The sequence below is a fragment of the Pseudoalteromonas sp. CnMc7-15 genome (genome assembly GCF_022347925.1).
Lineage (GTDB): Bacteria > Pseudomonadota > Gammaproteobacteria > Enterobacterales > Alteromonadaceae > Pseudoalteromonas > Pseudoalteromonas ruthenica.
Map to the genome: position 1 here is coordinate 229,667 of NZ_JAKRFT010000001.1, position 14,506 is coordinate 244,172.

The following is a 14,506-nucleotide window of genomic DNA, read 5'->3' on the forward strand; positions in this document are numbered from 1 at the left end:
TGAACTTATAGGTTATCTACAAATTCAACGGCACGGCCAATATAATTTGCCGGTGTTAATTCTTTTAGCTGCGCTTTGATTTGCTCAGGTAACGCTAGGGTATCGATAAACTCGGCCATAGCGGCTTGGTCTACACGTTTACCTCGAGTCAGCTCTTTAAGCTTTTCATACGGTTTTTCAATACCGTATTTACGCATTACGGTTTGAATCGGCTCAGCAAGCAGCTCCCAGTTTTGGTCAAGCTCGGCCAATAGGCGCTCTTCGTTCACTTCTAGCTTGCTTACACCTTTTAACGTTGCTTGGTAGGCAATCAAGGTATAACCCATGCCCACACCCAAGTTACGTAATACGGTTGAGTCGGTGAGGTCACGCTGCCAACGAGAAATTGGTAGTTTTTGCGCTAGGTGGGCGAAAATCGCGTTGGCGATGCCAAGGTTACCTTCGGAGTTTTCAAAATCAATCGGGTTCACTTTATGCGGCATGGTTGATGAGCCAATCTCGCCGGCAATGGTCTTTTGCTTAAAGTGGTTTAGAGCAATATAACCCCACACATCACGGTCAAAGTCGATGATAATGGTGTTGAAGCGGGCAACGGCATCAAACAGCTCGGCAATATAGTCATGCGGTTCGATTTGTGTTGTAAAGGCATTCCAGCTTAGGCCTAGGCTTGTAACAAAACGCTCGGCGTGGCTGTGCCAATCGTAATCAGGGTAAGCACTTAAGTGAGCGTTATAGTTACCGACTGCGCCATTGATCTTGCCAAGCAATTCAATGCTCGCAACCTGATCACGTTGGCGTTTTAAGCGCATATAAACATTGGCAAACTCTTTACCCATGGTCGAAGGCGAAGCAGGCTGACCGTGAGTACGGGTCATCATCGCCACCGATTTGTACTCAACCGCTTTGGCTTTAATAGCCTCAAGCAGTTGATCCATGTAAGGGAGTAACACGGTATCGCGGGCTTCACGCAGCATTAAACCATGAGATAGGTTGTTAATGTCTTCCGAGGTGCAGGCGAAGTGGATGAACTCGTTGATGGCGTTAAGCTCAGCGTTATCAGCCACTTTTTCTTTTAGTAAATATTCAACGGCTTTAACATCATGGTTGGTGGTGCGCTCGATATCTTTCACAAGCTGTGCGTCTTGCTCATTGAAATTGGCTACAATGCCATCGAGGAGTGCATTGGCTTCGCTACTTAAAGCCGGAACTTCAGTGATCTGCTCGGCAGCAGCAAGAGCTTGTAACCAACGTACTTCTACCTGTACGCGGTATTTTATCAGGCCGTATTCACTAAAAATGCTACGTAATTCGCTGGTCTTGCTACCGTAGCGCCCATCTACCGGAGAGATCGCGGTTAACGCTGAAAGCTCCATATTAACTCCTAAGTTTTACGTTTGAACGATAATGTCTATGTGTACGCCACCGGGGCGGCGCTGGGGTTTAAAGTTGTTCTTTGGCCAATGCCAACATCTTGCGCTTGGCAAAAATAAAATGCCGCCGTTTACCGCCTAACTGGCGCCATAACACCGCCGCGCGAATACCGGCTAATAGCAGGGCGCGAATACGGTTTTGGATGCTGCTTTGTTTGAGTAGTTGAGGCTGACCAAATACTTGAATACGTTGCCCAAGGGGGCTTATTACCGTCGCATATGTCTCGGCAAAAGCGGCAATAATGGACTCATCCATTAGCTCTAAGTGAGTCAGCTTATTTTTAGTGGTTTGAATTTCACTACCCAATTTATCCAATGCCTCGGGCTTGGAAGCTAAGATGCGCTCGAGCTGAATTAAGCCACCGACATATTTTACGAGTTCGACGTTTTTCTCGGTGCCGGCACTTAGCTGCGCCACCAGGGCGCGGTAGCCGCTGTATAGCTCGCGACGAGAGCCGTATACATCTTCGACGTTATCCGGGTCGGTAACTACCAGCGAATTGAGCAGGGGTTCGATATCACTTTGCTGGGCTTGGCCATACTTCGCGAGCTTTTGTACTTGAATGGCCACTTGGCACATAGCGGCTAGGGCCATGATCTGATTGGCATTCATATTATTTAATCACCGAGTCGATAATGCCGCCACCTAGGCACACATCTCCGTCATAAAAGACCGCCGATTGACCGGGTGTTACCGCTTTTTGCGGCTCATCAAAAAGCACGCGTGCGACGCCGTCTTCACCAGCGACCACGGTGCAGGGGATATCTTGTTGGCGATAGCGGGTTTTTACCGTAAGTCGGCACGTGCCCTTAGGCCCGATGCGATCAACCCAATGCAGTTGATTGGCGTTTAAGCCATTACTAAATAGCCGTGGATGATTTTTGCCTTGGCCAACGATAAGCACGTTGCGCTCAATGTCTTTATCAACCACATACCAAGGCTCACCTGAACCTTCTTTTAAACCGCCTATATGCAAACCTTTACGTTGTCCTAGGGTGTGATACATCAACCCTTCATGCTCGCCGACAACTTCACCTTCGGTGTCTTCAATGTTACCGGGTTGGGCGGGCAAGTAACGCTGTAGAAAGTCTTTAAATTTGCGCTCGCCGATGAAGCAAATACCAGTGCTGTCTTTTTTATCATGGGTGACTAGGCCTTGTTGCTCAGCGATAGCACGCACTTGTGGCTTGGGAATATCACCGACCGGGAAGAGGGTTTGCGCGATATGTTCATGACTCAAAGTATACAAAAAGTAGCTTTGGTCTTTATTGTCGTCTTCGCCGCGCAGCATAACAAACTTATCACCGCGTTGCTCACGGCGCACATAGTGACCTGTGGCTATATAGTCGGCGCCTAAGGCTTCTGCAGCAAATTCTAAAAAGGCTTTAAATTTGATTTCTTTATTACACATGATATCTGGGTTCGGGGTACGTCCTGCCTTGTATTCGGCTAAGAAGTACTCAAACACGTTATCCCAGTATTCGGCAGCGAAGTTGACCGTATGCAGCTCAATTCCCAGCTTTTCACATACCATTTCCGCATCTTTTAAATCTTCGGCGGCTGCACAATATTCGTCATTGTCGTCTTCTTCCCAGTTTTTCATAAACAAGCCTTCCACTTGGTAGCCTTGCTCTTTTAACAGGTATGCTGAGACGGAGGAATCTACACCGCCGGACATGCCGACGATGACTTTTATTTGGCTGTTATCGGTCATAAAAACTGAAAATAACTATCACGTTGCTACTAAGGCGCGGATTATACCACGCTTACATAAGGGCTTGAAGTACTGCTGCGCGCTTAGTCTTGACAATGACGCAGATATTCTAAGGGTAAAATAGGGCGGTTTTGGGCGTCATCAATGCATGTTAACACGATGCTCGAACGCAATGGCTGCTCCTTGATTTGCGCTTTGTTCAGCCAGTGGCAGGCAATAATATCGCTATCTTGGGGAGCGGTTTCACTTGCTTCATCGAGCTCAGCAAAAAAGCAAAATCGCAAATAATGGGTGCCATTGCGCGCTTGTAAACTGTAAATACCCACTAGGCCTTGCGGCGCGAGGTTGAGCCCTGTTTCTTCCAATAACTCGCGCTGCGCTGCTGCAATTAAGCTTTCGTTCGCTTCCAAATGGCCCGCTGGTTGATTCAATACACGCTGGCCGGTGCTTTTATCGCGCTCTTCTACCAGTAAATAGCGCTCTGCGCACTTTACGACCATGGCGACCGTGACATTTGGCTTATGCATAAGGGCGCAGTTCCTGATACTGGCCGGGTTGTAACTCACCCAATTGATACTCACCTATGCTGGCTCTTACCAACCTAAGGGTGGGGTGGCCCACATGGGCGGTCATGCGCCTTACTTGGCGGTTACGCCCTTCACTGATAGCAATTTGCAGCCAGGTAGTGGGCACACTTTTGCGCTCACGAATAGGCGGGTTACGAGGCCAAAGGTGAGGTGGCTCGGCAATCACACTTACCTTGGCAGGGCGGGTCAGACCATCTTTTAATTCGACCCCGGTTCGTAGTGCCTCGAGCGCTTCTTTACTGACTACGCCTTCGACTTGGGCCCAATAGGTTTTAAAGGTGTTTTTTTTCGGATTGGCCAGTTGATGTTGTAACTTACCGCAGTTAGTAAGCAGTAGCAGGCCTTCAGAGTCTCTATCTAGACGACCAGCGGCATACACATGTTTAATTGGAATAAAATCCGCCAGGGTTTGCCGTTTTTCAGCGTCGGTGAATTGGCTCAGCACATCGAAAGGCTTATTAAACAGCACGACTTTTACTTGCTCTTTCGGCAACGGGGGCTTACTGGCTTTTTTTGGGCGCGTGCGCGCATGTCCGCTTGCGCTTTTAAATCCACGTGGTTGTTTCATCAATGTTAGTTTTTCCAATAAAAAAGGCACCCATTATGGGTGCCTTCCAATGCATTAATGGCGATTACTTAAGTTTAGCTAGAATCGCGTTAAATGTCTCGCTTGGACGCATCGCGCCGAAGGCAAGTTGTTCATTTGGCTGGTAATAACCACCAATGTCCATGGCTTTACCTTGGGCACCGTTAAGCTCATCCATAATCTTCTGCTCGTTGCTACGCAACTCACCTGCAATTTCTGTGAAACGTGCTTTTAGATCAGCATCGTCATCTTGAGCTGCAAGCGCTTCGGCCCAGAACAGCGTTAGGTAGAAGTGGCTACCACGGTTATCGATTTCACCCACTTTACGAGACGGTGATTTGTTTTCATCTAAGAACTTCGCTGTTGCTGCATCTAACGTATCGGCGAGCACTTGTGCCTTGGCATTGTCAAAGCGACCGCTTAGGTGCTCGTATGATGCCGCCAGCGCAAGGAATTCACCTAAAGAATCCCAACGTAAGTGGTTTTCTTTTTGGAATTGCTGCACGTGCTTAGGTGCACTACCGCCGGCGCCAGTTTCAAACAGGCCACCACCATTCATTAATGGAACGATAGACAGCATTTTAGCACTGGTTCCCAACTCTAGAATCGGGAATAGGTCAGTTAGGTAGTCACGCAATACGTTACCGGTAACGGAAATGGTGTCTTTACCGTCTTTGATACGCTCTAATGAGAACTGCGTTGCCGCGACTGGGTCCATGATACGAATATCTAGGCCGTCAGTATCGTGCTGAGGTAAATAGGTGTTCACCTTTTTGATTAGCTCGGCGTCATGGGCGCGGTTTTCATTCAACCAGAATACCGCAGGGGTGTTCGATGCGCGTGAACGGTTCACTGCTAGTTTAACCCAGTCTTGGATAGGCGCGTCTTTAACCTGACACATACGCCAAATATCACCGGCTTCAACATCGTGCTCGATTAAGGTGTGACCGTTCGCATCGACAACGCGTACTTTACCGGCTGATTTGATCTCAAACGTTTTGTCGTGTGAGCCATACTCTTCCGCTTTTTGCGCCATCAAGCCGACGTTAGGCACGCTGCCCATGGTGCTTGGGTCAAATGCGCCGTGCTTTTTACAAAACTCAACGGTTGCATCGTATACGCCAGAGTAGCTGCGATCTGGGATAACAAATGCGGCGTCTTGCAACTGGCCATCGGCATTCCACATTTGGCCTGATGAACGAATAGCGGCTGGCATTGACGCGTCAATGATCACATCGCTAGGTACATGTAAGTTGGTGATACCTCGGTCTGAGTCAACCATGGCTACGCGTGGACGCTTGTCATACACGGCCATAATGTCCGCTTCGATTTCTTTGCGCTTGGCTTCATCAAGGTTTTCGATACGCGCATACACATCGCCAATACCGTTTTTGACGTCTACGCCTAACTCATTGAAGAGCTCACCGTGCTTGTCGAAAACGTCTTTGTAGAACACCTTGACCGCGTGGCCGAAGATAATTGGGTCAGACACTTTCATCATAGTGGCTTTCATGTGCAGCGAGAACAACACGCCTTGCTCTTTAGCGGCATCAATTTGCTCGCCAATAAAGGCCTGTAACTTTGCTGCGCTCATGCGTGAGCCATCAATAATTTCGCCATCAAGTAATTTTACTTCTGGCTTCAATACGGTGGTGTTACCTGCATCGTCAACATGCTCAATACGCACGCTAGTGGCTTTATCAACAGTTACTGACTGCTCGGAGCCGAAGAAATCGCCGTCTTGCATTGACGCGACACGTGACTGTGAATCTTTGCTCCATGCGCCCATTGAATGTGGGTTTTTGCGAGCGTACGCTTTTACTGAAGAAGGCGCACGACGATCTGAGTTACCTTCACGTAATACAGGGTTTACCGCACTGCCTTTTACTTTGTCATAACGTGCTTTAACGTCTTGTTCTTGCTCGTTCTTTGGCTCATCTGGGTAATCTGGAAGGGCATAACCCTGCGCTTGTAACTCTTTAATAGCCGCTTTCAGCTGTGGAATTGAGGCACTGATGTTAGGCAGTTTGATAATGTTTGCTTCAGGTGTTTTTGCCAACTCACCTAATTCGGCAAGTGCATCGCCAATGCGCTGATCTTCGTTTAGGAAATCGGGGAATAGCGCAATGATGCGCCCGGCTAGCGAGATATCACGGGTTTCTACCTCAACGCCCGCAGCTTTGGAATAGGCTTCAATAACAGGTAGGAGTGAGTAGGTAGCCAGGGCTGGCGCCTCATCAGTTTTTGTATAAATGATTTTCGAGGTCATTTTGTGTCCTAATTTATCGTTGTATCGTATCGACCGCTTTTAAAGTCTAGTTTAGCGCGGCCAACTCGTGCTGTTACTGTATGGCAGTGTAACAAGCTAAACAGAAAAGCTCCATTCACCTAGACGTTAGGGCGATTAGAAAAAATTCAAGTAATGTTTACACAAATGAACGAATTTTACGGTAAATAAAAATGAGGGAGGGGTCAGGGGGAAAATCAAAGCGAGCCGAAATACTGCAAAGCCCGCTCTTCGATGTACTGTTGAATGTCTGCGTACGCCTCAAAAGCACTTAGGTCTTTCCGCATTAAAGCGGTTCAGAGCCATCAGTTGGTGCAATATTGGTTGCGTGCAGGCCTTTAGGCCCTTGTTGCAGTTCAAACGTAACATCTTGGCCAGCTTTCAGTGTTTTATATCCGTCCATCTGAATAGTGGAATAGTGGGCAAAGATATCTTCTTCGCTACCATCTTCTTGGATAAAACCGAACCCTTTGGCGTTGTTGAACCATTTGACTTTTCCACAAGCCATACTTCTACATCCTTCTATAAGTTGACTAATTTAGTTAATCTAAACCTGATAGTTTGTTAGACTGGCGAATGAATAGCCAGTCCACGTTTGACTGTAGTTTATTTGGTCATTCAGTCAAGTTTTTTGTGCATTTTTTTAACAGTTTATTTATTTTTGATTTCAGGTTTGCTTGAGATCTAGAGACAAGACTATATTTAGATATGAGTGGAATGAAAGATTCAGGTGTTGTAGAGCGTAGTCGTGAAGAGCAAAAGCAGAAGCTGCAGCCACCGCGTAAGTTTAAGGTAATCTTAAATAACGACGACTACACGCCCATGGACTTCGTTATTGAAGTATTAGTAACGTTTTTCAATATGGATAGCGAAAGAGCAACAGACGTGATGCTCAAGGTCCATCACGAGGGTAAAGCGGTTTGCGGTATCTACCCTGCAGATATTGCCCATACCAAAACAGAGCAGGTTAACCGCTACGCCCGTGACCATGAGCATCCACTGCTTTGCAGTTGTGAGCAGGAATAAAAGTTTGAAAGTTTTGGGGGTTGCCAATGCTAAATAAAGATCTAGAGATTACCTTGAACAACGCGTTCAAAGAAGCCCGCACACGCCGCCATGAGTTTATGACGGTGGAGCATTTGCTGCTGGCATTACTAGATAATCCATCCGCGAATGAAGCCCTCATTGCCTGCGGTGTTGACTTGAGTTTGTTGCGTAACGAATTATCTGAGTTTATTGATGAAACAACGCCGGTCATCTCAGATCTTGAACAAGAACGGGAAACCCAACCAACACTTGGTTTTCAGCGCGTTTTACAGCGTGCCGTGTTTCATGTGCAGTCGTCCGGGAAAAGTGAAGTCACAGGCGTAAACGTGCTGGTTGCTATTTTCTCTGAGCAAGAGAGCCAGGCCGTTTACCTATTGAAGAAAAACGACGTTAATCGCCTCGATGTAGTGAACTTTATCTCCCACGGCATTTCGCGCATGGACGACGAGGGTGAAGAACTCGGTGATCATGAAGAAATTCACGAGGAAATGGGTGGTGAAGCGTCGGAAGAGCAAAATATTCTCGACAAATATACCACTAACCTCAACGTGCAGGCAGAAAAAGGGCAGGTAGACCCGCTGATCGGTCGCGATCAAGAAGTGGAGCGTACCGTTCAAGTGTTGTGTCGGCGCAAAAAGAATAACCCGTTATTGGTCGGCGAAGCTGGCGTGGGTAAAACGGCCATAGCCGAAGGGTTGGCATATCGTATTATTCACAATGAAGTCCCTGAAGTTATCGCCGATGGCGTGGTTTATTCCCTTGATATGGGTGCCTTGCTTGCTGGTACTAAGTACCGAGGTGATTTTGAAAAACGTTTAAAGAGTTTGCTCAAACAGCTTCAAAAAGAACCTGGGGCCATTCTCTTTATTGATGAAATCCACACCATTATTGGTGCCGGCGCAGCATCGGGCGGCGTCATGGATGCATCGAATTTAATTAAGCCATTGCTTTCAAGTGGCGAGCTTCGCTGCATGGGGTCGACGACCTATAACGAGTTTAAGAATATTTTTGAAAAAGACCGCGCTTTAGTGCGTCGTTTCCAAAAAATAGATGTGAGCGAGCCGAGCGTTGAAGACACTGCAAAGATTCTTAATGGTCTGAAAGAACGTTATGAAGAGCACCACGGCATACGCTACACGCAAAAGGCACTGCGTGCGGCGGCAGAGCTAAGTGCAAAATATATCAATGAGCGTCATTTGCCTGATAAAGCCATTGATGTCATTGATGAAGCGGGGGCAAATCAACGCTTGCAGCCTGTATCTAAGCGCAAGAAAACCATTAATGTTGCCGATATCGAGCAAATTATCGCTAAGATAGCGCGCATTCCGCAGCAAAGTGTGTCTTCAAGCGACAAAGAAGTGCTTAAAAACCTCGACCGCAACCTCAAAATGTTGGTGTTCGGTCAAGATCAGTCAATTGAGGCTTTATCTTCGGCGATACGCTTGTCGCGCTCGGGCCTTGCCAATGAGGATAAACCGGTGGGTTCATTCTTATTTGCCGGTCCAACGGGCGTGGGTAAAACAGAAGTGACTAAACAGTTGGCCACGTGTTTAGGTATCGAATTTATCCGCTTTGATATGTCTGAGTACATGGAGCGCCATGCCGTAAGTCGCTTGATAGGCGCACCGCCTGGGTATGTTGGTTACGAGCAAGGAGGGCTGTTGACTGATGCGGTGATCAAGCAGCCACATGCTGTTGTGCTGCTCGATGAAATCGAAAAAGCACACAGTGATATTTACAATATTCTGTTGCAGGTTATGGATCACGGCACACTAACCGACAATAACGGCCGTAAGGCGGACTTCCGTAATGTTATTTTAGTGATGACCACCAACGCGGGTGTACAAGAAACGGTGAAAAACTCCATTGGTTTTGCCACGCAAGACTCATCGCATGATGCGTTAGCGGAAATCAACAAGGTGTTTACGCCAGAGTTTAGAAACCGTTTGGATAATATCATTTGGTTCAACCATCTCGATACCGAGGTGATCTTGCAAGTGGTTGATAAATTCTTGGTAGAGCTGCAAGCACAGCTTGATAAGAAATCAGTCAACCTTGAACTGACCGACGAAGCACGCACTTGGTTGGCACATAAAGGCTATGACAAAGCCATGGGGGCACGGCCAATGGCGCGAGTGATACAGGAGCAAGTTAAGAAACCATTGGCTAACGAAATATTATTTGGTCAGCTCGTTGATGGCGGCGATGTGAAAGTGGATGTCAAAAACGATAAACTGGAATTTAACTACTCTGAAGAGCTTAGCCCCGCCTAATGTGCTTAGCACTTAGCAAAAAGCCCAGCACTTGCTGGGCTTTTTGCTAAACTGGCTTCGCTGGCAAATTAGCGCGCGCGGAAAACGATGCGGCCTTTGCTTAAGTCGTAAGGCGTAAGTTCCACAGTTACTTTATCACCAGTCAAAATACGAATGTAGTTTTTACGCATTTTACCGGAAATATGCGCCACAACTACGTGGCCGTTTTCTAGTTCTACACGGAACATAGTATTAGGTAGGGTATCAAGTACCGTCCCTTGCATTTCAATTACGTCTTCTTTCGCCATATCTAGCGTAACACCTCTGTGATAGTTAAACGCATGCGATTGTGCCGAAAAGCAACGAATAAGTAAAGCCAAGGCACTGAATTTGTCGAATTTGTGCTCATTCGACGGCAATCCACGCATCTGCACGCAATCTTTGCGCTGGTCGGTACTGCAATTTATAGCGCATCTTGCGACAATCATCGATTTGATATCCCAAATAGACAAAGTCTTTTGCCAGCTTCTGGGCATGCTCTATCTGTTTGAGGATCATCACGCTTCCCAAGCTAAGCGCCTCATAGTCAGGATCAAAAAAAGTATAAATAGCAGACAAGGAGTTGGGCATAACATCGGTAACGGCAACGCCAATCAAGCGCTCTTGATGCCAAAGCTCAATAAAAGCGATGTTCATCCACTTGCACAGTAAGAAACTTTCAAACTGACTGCGCTCAGCGGGATACATACTGCCATCACTGTGGCGCTCATTAATATAGCGCTCGTACAGCGGGTAGTATTCAGGGCGCTCAAAGTGACTCACATGCACGGCAAACTCTTTGACTTTATTAAGCTTACGCTTTTGCGAACGTGAAGGTGTAAACTCACTGGCTAATATGCGCACCGATTCACAGGCCGTGCAACTGGGGCAATGGGGTCGATATATTTGTTCACCACTACGGCGAAAGCCATGTTGCAAGAGCGCTTCAAACCCTTGCGGGGTATAACATAAGGGATCAAGAATAACCAACAGCTGTTCTTCTTGCTCATCAAGATAACTACAAGGAAAACGTTGGCTAAGGCCTATTTTTATGGGAAGGTGCTGCGCCATAAGGAGACTCTAGTTGTCGTGCTCGCCAAAAAGACAAATCAATGGGATATTGATCACTCTCTTTAAGTCTAGCTAAAAAATCCTCTCTGGGTAGGGGAGTTGCCCCCAACTGCGCCAAATAGGGGTTCATCATTTGGCAGTCGATAAAATCTCCACCATGTTGCTTGAGCAATTCCACCAGCGCCCACATCGCTAATTTGGAGCAGTCCCGCTGGCGAAAAAACATCGACTCACCGCAAAATACGCGTGACTGCATAATGCCATAAAGTCCGCCAACCAAACGGGGGCCTTGCCATACTTCAACGCTATGGGCTAGGTTTTGATGGTGAGCTTGGATATATGCGTGCTCCATCGCATCTGTGATCCAAGTACCCTCTTGCGCTATGCGTTGTACTTTGCACTGATGGATAACCTCAGCAAAACACTGATTTACGCTTACGCTGATAGCAAGTTTGCGTGCGCTTTTACGCAGGCTGCGGCTAACGTGGAAATCATCAAGTTCGATGACGGCGCGCTCGCTAGGAGACCACCACATAAGAGGCTCACCTTCACTATACCAAGGAAAAATACCTTGGCGATACGCATCGCTTAAGCGTGAAGGGCTAAGGCAACCACCAATAGCAAGGAGGCCATCAGGGTTCTCTAGCGCAGTATTCGGGTGTGGGAAGCCTTCGTCAATGCTACCCAAGTGATGTAAATATTGAGTCATAGAATAATGGGGCCGTAGCCCCATCAATACTTATTTTAAGTTATCTAGGTAACGCTCGGCATCGAGCGCCGCCATACAGCCTGTACCAGCAGAGGTAATTGCTTGGCGGTAAATATGGTCAGACACGTCACCGGCAGCAAAAACACCTTCCACACTGGTTTGTGTAGCATTGCCATTTAGGCCTGATTCAACAACTAAATAACCGTCTTTCATTTCTAACTGGCCTTGGAACATATCGGTGTTCGGCTTATGGCCAATCGCAATAAACACGCCCATTACATCAAGCTCTTCGGTGGCGTCAGAATTGGCATCTTTAATACGCACACCTGTTACGCCCATGTCGTCACCTAAAACTTCATCAAGTGTACGATTCCAATGGATAGTTACATTGCCGTTTTCAGCCTTTTCTAATAATCGATCAGAAAGGATTTTCTCACTTCTAAAGCTATCACGGCGGTGAATTACGTGAACTTCAGAGGCAATGTTAGACAAATACAGCGCTTCCTCAACAGCGGTGTTACCGCCACCAACAACAGCCACTTTTTGGTTCTTGTAGAAGAATCCGTCACAGGTCGCACACGCAGACACGCCACGGCCTTGGAAGGCCGTTTCTGAATCAAGGCCAAGGTATTTTGCTGATGCACCGGTGGCGATGATCAGCGCATCGGCTGTGTACGTACCGCTGTCACCTTTGAGTTCGAACGGACGAACCTGGGTATTCACCTCATTGATGTGATCGAACACAATTTCAGTTTCAAAGCGCTCAGCATGCTCTTTCATACGCTCCATTAAAGCCGGACCCGTTAAACCGTGGGCATCGCCAGGCCAGTTTTCAACTTCAGTGGTCGTGGTTAACTGACCGCCTTGTTGAATACCAGTAACCAGCACAGGGTTAAGGTTAGCACGGGCGGCATAAACGGCTGCGGTGTATCCCGCTGGGCCGGAGCCAAGAATAAGTAATTTACAGTGTTTGGCGCTCATACAACTTTCCAATTAATTCATGTGAACATAGTTATGCGGGTGATTCTAAGAAAAACAATCCATAAGTAAACAATTTTGCAAACATAACTCAGCGCTAAAACCGCAGGATGTCAAAAAATCTGTACTTGTGCGTTATTACAGCAAATAACGAATAACAAACCGTTATTTCATGACCTGTGATATTTTTTTTGCTATGTTCTAGGGCAATTATAAACTCGCCCCGAGGGTGCGCCCCCGGCGACGCAGAAAAATAAGGGCCTCATGTATTTTTGGCAACATCAAGCGGGCTATGCGCTCGAACAACAAGACATTGATATTTTACTTGATGCAAAAAGCTACCGGCAGCGACTGCTTGAGCTGATTGCCTCGGCTAAACACCGTATTTATATCACCGCTTTGTACCTTCAAGATGATGAAGCGGGTCGGGAAATTCTTGATGCATTGCATGACGCATCGCGCCAAAACCCAGAGTTGGAAGTAAAAGTACTGGTCGATTTTCATCGTGCTCAGCGTGGGCTCATTGGTGCCGACAAAAGCGAGGGCAATGCGGCTTTGTATTACCAAAGCTTGCAACAAAGCGGCTCCAACGTGCAAGTATACGGCGTGCCGGTGAAAGCCAAGGAATTGTTTGGGGTGCTGCATCTAAAAGGCTTCGTCATCGACGACACCTTGCTGTACAGCGGAGCGAGCCTAAATAACGTTTATCTACATTATTTCGAGCGCTATCGCTTAGACCGGTATTTTGTTATCAAGCAAGCACAATTAAGTGATTCCTTTGTCGAGTTTGTAGAGCAGACCTTAATCGCCTCTAACGCCGTGCCGCGTTTAGACAAACGGCCAATTCCAGCCTTTGTCGACATTAAAGCTGAGCACAAGCAATTAGTCAGGGCACTGAAAAAAGCAAGTTATCGCCAGAGCAGCCAAGACAGTCATGCCCCCTTAACCGTACGTCCCTTTATTGGGCTTGGGCGGCGCAACAACAAACTTAACCGTTTAATCAAGCAACTGTTTGATATTACCGATGATGAGCTTGTGCTTTATACTCCTTACTTTAATTTCCCGACGCCGCTGTTAAGAGCGCTACGCAGGCTGTTACGTCAAGGTAAGCAAGTAACCATTGTTGTCGGTGATAAAACCGCCAATGATTTTTACATCCCTCCGACTGAGCGCTTTTCGAAAGTAGGGGCACTGCCTTATTTATACGAAACCATTTTGGCCAAGTTCCTAAAAAACCAAAAGCGCTTCATCGAAGCGGGTAATCTTAATGTGTACTTGTGGAAACATGATAGCAACTCGTTTCACTTAAAGGGCATATGCAGCGACAAGCGCTACCACTTATTAAGTGGTCATAACCTTAATCCTCGAGCTTGGGGTCTGGATATCGAAAACGGCATTTTTATTGATGACAAAGACGGTCAAATGGTTGCAGCGATTGAGCAAGAAAAGCAGGCGATTATGCAACATTGTACTCGCTTGAACAGCTATAAAGAGCTGGAGCAAATGGCTGATTATCCAGAGCCAGTGCAAAAGATTCTTGGACAGGCTAAGCGCGTCAAAGTGGACTTTGTCGTTAAGCGCTTTATTTAAACTCTCTTAGGCTTATAGCTTTCAAAAGCGGCTTATAATGAGCTGCTTTTTTGTTTGCGCAATCGCTGTTGTAACCCGTTTATTGTTACCCGAGTGCGGGGGAACAATAGGGGTGTTATAGCGATATAGTATTTGGTGCGACGGTCGATTCAGCGCCAAAATCAGATTTTCAGGCGTAACTCGTTTTATGCTCCAAAACGTGTTCGAGCTAGCTC

At 47.0% G+C, this 14,506-nt stretch carries 14 protein-coding genes; 3 read left to right on the top strand and 11 right to left on the bottom strand.

The window, feature by feature from the left end; genetic code table 11:
- Positions 1 to 5 precede the first annotated feature (5 nt).
- The 7 genes from purB to cspD all read right to left on the bottom strand — a co-directional run bounded on the left by purB (position 6) and on the right by cspD (position 7,113).
- Positions 6 to 1,373, bottom strand: a complete 1,368-nt coding sequence (gene purB / locus MHM95_RS01040) for an adenylosuccinate lyase (RefSeq protein ID WP_239383963.1) — start codon at positions 1,371 to 1,373, stop codon at positions 6 to 8.
- A gap of 67 nt (positions 1,374 to 1,440) precedes the next feature.
- Positions 1,441 to 2,043 carry a high frequency lysogenization protein HflD gene (gene hflD / locus MHM95_RS01045; protein ID WP_239383964.1) on the bottom strand — a complete coding sequence of 201 codons (603 nt, stop codon included), beginning with the start codon at positions 2,041 to 2,043 and terminating at the stop codon, positions 1,441 to 1,443.
- A gap of 1 nt (position 2,044) precedes the next feature.
- A complete protein-coding gene (mnmA, locus tag MHM95_RS01050) occupies positions 2,045 to 3,145 on the bottom strand; it encodes a tRNA 2-thiouridine(34) synthase MnmA (RefSeq protein WP_022944164.1) in 1,101 nt (366 codons plus the stop codon).
- Positions 3,146 to 3,228: 83 nt separating this feature from the next.
- Positions 3,229 to 3,672 (bottom strand): NUDIX hydrolase, encoded by a 444-nt coding sequence (locus MHM95_RS01055; RefSeq protein WP_151172810.1) that lies wholly within the window; start codon positions 3,670 to 3,672, stop codon positions 3,229 to 3,231.
- A complete protein-coding gene (locus MHM95_RS01060) occupies positions 3,665 to 4,300 on the bottom strand; it encodes a pseudouridine synthase (protein ID WP_239383965.1) in 636 nt (211 codons plus the stop codon). The genes MHM95_RS01055 and MHM95_RS01060 overlap by 8 nt, the downstream gene beginning before the upstream one ends.
- Positions 4,301 to 4,364: 64 nt before the next feature.
- On the bottom strand, positions 4,365 to 6,587 hold the full coding sequence (locus MHM95_RS01065; protein WP_239383966.1) for an NADP-dependent isocitrate dehydrogenase: 2,223 nt from the start codon (positions 6,585 to 6,587) through the stop codon (positions 4,365 to 4,367).
- Between the two features lie 304 nt (positions 6,588 to 6,891).
- Positions 6,892 to 7,113: a cold shock domain-containing protein CspD gene (cspD, locus tag MHM95_RS01070; protein WP_022944168.1), complete on the bottom strand. Its 222-nt coding sequence runs from the start codon at positions 7,111 to 7,113 to the stop codon at positions 6,892 to 6,894.
- 200 nt (positions 7,114 to 7,313) lie between these two features.
- Here cspD and clpS point away from each other — a divergent pair, with 200 nt between their 5' ends.
- Positions 7,314 to 7,631, top strand: coding sequence for an ATP-dependent Clp protease adapter ClpS (clpS, locus tag MHM95_RS01075; RefSeq protein WP_026110999.1), 318 nt, complete (start codon positions 7,314 to 7,316; stop codon positions 7,629 to 7,631).
- 26 nt (positions 7,632 to 7,657) lie between these two features.
- Positions 7,658 to 9,925: an ATP-dependent Clp protease ATP-binding subunit ClpA gene (gene clpA, locus MHM95_RS01080; protein WP_045978764.1), complete on the top strand. Its 2,268-nt coding sequence runs from the start codon at positions 7,658 to 7,660 to the stop codon at positions 9,923 to 9,925.
- A gap of 68 nt (positions 9,926 to 9,993) precedes the next feature.
- On the opposite strand, the gene infA is transcribed toward clpA, so the two are convergent.
- The 4 genes from infA to trxB form a co-directional block, all read right to left on the bottom strand.
- The gene (infA, locus tag MHM95_RS01085; RefSeq protein WP_010560183.1) at positions 9,994 to 10,212 is read right to left on the bottom strand and encodes a translation initiation factor IF-1; all 219 of its coding nucleotides are present in this window, start codon (positions 10,210 to 10,212) and stop codon (positions 9,994 to 9,996) included.
- A gap of 97 nt (positions 10,213 to 10,309) precedes the next feature.
- Positions 10,310 to 11,014, bottom strand: coding sequence for an arginyltransferase (locus MHM95_RS01090; protein WP_022944172.1), 705 nt, complete (start codon positions 11,012 to 11,014; stop codon positions 10,310 to 10,312).
- A complete protein-coding gene (aat, locus tag MHM95_RS01095; protein WP_239383967.1) occupies positions 10,980 to 11,723 on the bottom strand; it encodes a leucyl/phenylalanyl-tRNA--protein transferase in 744 nt (247 codons plus the stop codon). Before aat ends, MHM95_RS01090 begins: the two co-directional genes overlap by 35 nt.
- A 30-nt stretch (positions 11,724 to 11,753) precedes the next feature.
- Positions 11,754 to 12,704: a thioredoxin-disulfide reductase gene (gene trxB, locus MHM95_RS01100; RefSeq protein WP_045978766.1), complete on the bottom strand. Its 951-nt coding sequence runs from the start codon at positions 12,702 to 12,704 to the stop codon at positions 11,754 to 11,756.
- A 261-nt stretch (positions 12,705 to 12,965) separates the two neighbouring features.
- Between trxB and pssA the strand changes: the two genes are divergently transcribed.
- On the top strand, positions 12,966 to 14,291 hold the full coding sequence (gene pssA / locus MHM95_RS01105) for a CDP-diacylglycerol--serine O-phosphatidyltransferase (RefSeq protein WP_239383968.1): 1,326 nt from the start codon (positions 12,966 to 12,968) through the stop codon (positions 14,289 to 14,291).
- The last annotated feature ends 215 nt before the right edge of the window (positions 14,292 to 14,506 follow it).